Source organism: Parashewanella hymeniacidonis (assembly GCF_016900895.1).
Taxonomy (GTDB): Bacteria; Pseudomonadota; Gammaproteobacteria; order Enterobacterales; family Shewanellaceae; genus Parashewanella; species Parashewanella hymeniacidonis.
Map to the genome: position 1 here is coordinate 1 of NZ_JAFEUN010000203.1, position 3,521 is coordinate 3,521.

At 39.7% G+C, this 3,521-nt stretch carries 2 protein-coding genes; both read right to left on the reverse strand.

What is annotated here, in order from left to right:
- Positions 1 to 107 precede the first annotated feature (107 nt).
- The gene (locus JQC92_RS21450) at positions 108 to 2,723 is read right to left on the reverse strand and encodes an ExeM/NucH family extracellular endonuclease (RefSeq protein WP_205001569.1); all 2,616 of its coding nucleotides are present in this window, start codon (positions 2,721 to 2,723) and stop codon (positions 108 to 110) included.
- A 288-nt stretch (positions 2,724 to 3,011) separates the two neighbouring features.
- Positions 3,012 to 3,182 (reverse strand): hypothetical protein, encoded by a 171-nt coding sequence (locus JQC92_RS21455; protein WP_205001570.1) that lies wholly within the window; start codon positions 3,180 to 3,182, stop codon positions 3,012 to 3,014.
- Positions 3,183 to 3,521: the final 339 nt, after the last annotated feature.

The following is a 3,521-nucleotide window of genomic DNA, read 5'->3' on the forward strand; positions in this document are numbered from 1 at the left end:
ATATGAAGGTTAGTTTTAATTGGTCAATAATTTTCAATCTTTAATGTCATTATTAAGCCGACTATAAACTATCGGGACACAGTTCAGAGACATTAAAGTTCTAAACTTTAATGTCCTCCCACACCATCTCGGTTACGACTGCTGTTCGGATTAGCATACACTTTAGCCGACACATTATATTTTCCTAAATTACTTACCCCATGTAATTGAACAGGAACCATCTGTCTATGTGCACGCCTTTTTGAAATACGTTGTTGGAGCACAAACATTTCGCCTGTATCAACAGATTCAACAATGAGTTCAACGATATCTCCCCAAACTACGGACTCAGGTAGTTCAACATCTAATCTGGCTGAACCATACCTAGGTTTACGAACGTATTTTGCAAATGGCGAATATTGATCGAAGTTCAATCGAACAATGATAGGATCATGATCAGATGAACGATAAGCATCCGGTGAGTACCAATCCAATATTTGAGTATCAGACTTAAACTCTTCGTTGTAATCTAATGCCCTCGCTTCATCAGCATTGATATGCCATGTCGTAGCATCGATTAAATTGTCAGCCAATGTATCATTGGCAAGAATGTAATCTAAATCCCCGGATTCACCTCTAAATACATATGAATACTCTGCTGTTTTTTCAAGCAAGCTGTATACGGAGCCAAAACCTGCATCACCGAGTTTGTTTAAAGGTAGCTCATTGGCATACGCATTGAGGTCCCCCAGCACAATAATTTGCTGACCTGCAAACTCAGTATTTAACCACTGCCCCATTGCTTGCGCAGCACGAGAGCGAGTTAAGTTACAATTTCCCTGTCCATCGAATAAGTCAGGATCACCTAAACTGTCGCAATTACTCCCCTTTGATTTAAGGTGGTTTACTGCGACGACAAAGCTTTCTTGAGAACCTAGCACAGAGAAACTTTGAGTAAGCATTGGGCGATTTTTTGAATCATTAAACAGCGGCACATCCACTTCGTCTTTTGGTGAGTTATTTGAATCTAAAATTTTTGCATCACCATCAGGTTGTACTTTGTCCGAACGATAAATGATCCCAACTGCAATTTCATCGGTACCAATAGTAGAAACATTAGGTGCTATGAATTGATAACTACCTGTGTCTAAACCAGCATTCAAGGCGTCCACAATCGAGGCTATGGCAGAGTTCGCTTCAAAACCATCATTTTCTAGCTCTACCAGACCGAAAACATCTGCATTGATTGTTTTTAGTGCTGCAATAATCTTAGCTTGTTGACGTTCAAACTCGTTGATTGAATCAGCACCTCTTGAAGTAGGGAAACCGCCGCCAGCGCCATTACCATTGAAATAATTCAAAACATTAAAGCTGGCGATGTTGATGTTACCTTCACCTTCCAGTGTCGGTGTTGCAGTTCGAGGGTTACTCTGATTGAAACTAACGCTCGTATCTGGCATTAATCGATACTGATTAAACCCATAATGCATAATCGCTGTTAATTCAGTAATAGAATCACCGACTCTCACGCTGTTATTAGCGGAAAGTTGAGGGCTTGGGTATGGAATCACTTCTGGATTTTGTGAAGTCTTACCATCATCTAAAATAATACGATCTTTTGCATTTGCTTCTGCTACTGCTAATGCAGCTTCACCTGGGTGAGCAACTTGTGTTGGAATAAAGTGTCTTTCACTTCCAAGTACAAGCTCACCATATCGACTTAAATTGTAAACATCATTTACGATTAATGGATGAGAAAATGAGACTCTCATCCCCTCAACCGCTTCAAATTGACTGTCACTGTCTACAGGTAAGCTGATGACAGTAGCAGCAGGTAAAACATTATTTGTAGAACAAATCGCATAATCTTCAATGCTCTTTAACTGAGTAAGCCCATAGAACTCAGCAACTTGTGCCTGTATGCGAATTCTGTCACCTACATTCATCTCGTTTGAAGATGAATTGGTATAAACAAAAATCCCTTCTGAAGTCGCAGGTTCAGCATCCGTTTCTTCATCAGTTGCTTGGATATAAAAGCCTTTCAAACCATTTTGAATATTGGTTACCACGCCTTCAGTTGTAACTGTGTCACCCACAAATGGACTTGACGCCTCACTACCTTGAATCAAAGAGATTGGTAAAAATGCTTCACTACACAAACCTAATTCAGGATCTGGTGGCGTGATATCTTCGCCATTAAACCTACCTAAGTCGCTCCAGTCATCCTTCTCAAAACCCAACCATGTATCTAACGTCACTTCATCATTAATGTCAGTATCGTTTATAAGATTTTCTGAGTCACGACGAAGCGTGTTGTCTTTTGTCGAAGTTAAACCACTCCCCCACTCAATACTTTCACCAGCTTTACCAATGCTATCAATGACATCTTCGTTATAAAATATCGCAACCGTATCATTGCCATTAAACCAACCAGATCCGTTGATCTGATCACTTACAGCCTTTATCTCTGAGGAAGCTTCTGAGTGTCCCACTACGAAAACACCGTTAGATTCTATAACCCCATCAAGATCAATCGAAAGGCCAACAGACGTATTTCGGTTAAAGTACATCTTGAGTGAATACGAGCTTAGATCAATGTCTTCTGCGGTTGGGTTATAAATCTCAATGGCTTTGTTATTACTCGAGCCTTCAATATACTCTGAAATAATGAGTTCATCTGCGGCATGAAGTGCTGAAACATTGGCTCCTAGCACTAATGCAAGCAAAGACAATTTTGCTTTCATGTTGAATTCCTTGTGTAATTTCCAGTAAGTTCTTTGCGACAATTGTCGAAAAGATGCTCACCTTTATAAGGAATCAAAGTGAAAACTATGTTTCAGTAAAAAGAAGGTTTAAGCGCATTAACATGAATTTTAATGACAGTGACTTTAATATAAACTTTCTAAACTGATATATCACACTGATTTAATTCAGCAAATAACAGTTCAAAAAGACAAAAGGTACATCACTGTTTAATGTACCTTCTTTCAGTAAAATATGTGATTCTAACTAGGACATTTTTCTGATTGAATTTAATAAGTTATGGTATGGCCAAATAAGTATCGACTAGAGAGATAATCATCTACGGTTTGCTCGCACCATTCTAATGCTTCAGATTGGTCTTTATATCCTTTACCTTTTGCTTTCCAGCACTGCCCTTCGTCGTGCTGGCGGTCTTCAAAATAAAGCGCATTCGAACTCACAATTTTACATGACTTATACCCATGATAGCTGAAGATGCATGTTTCAGGACTTTTTCAGCGCCAATTCTTTGAGGCGCATTAGCGAAGGAATATCGGGATTCTTTCGAGCTAATGTAACAAAGAAGAATTGGCGCTGAGAAGTCCACGCAGTAAGAGTTGCACAGCGTGTTACTCTTCGTTGCCAGTGCTAACAATAGCTCACTATTGCGGCACACCGTCACCTTGATTAACAAGTTGTGCATTCTCGCTGAAATCGAGCATCTTCAGGTATCATAATGGTATGGACTCTCCCCACTCCTCTTCGGCGTCACAATGCGCCATGATATGTTGAGGAAAAAG

Coding starts and splice junctions, on each gene's coding strand:
- JQC92_RS21450 (WP_205001569.1), bottom strand. CDS start 2,723: ATGAAAGCAAAATTGTCTTTGCTTGCATTAGTGCTAGGAGCCAATGTT.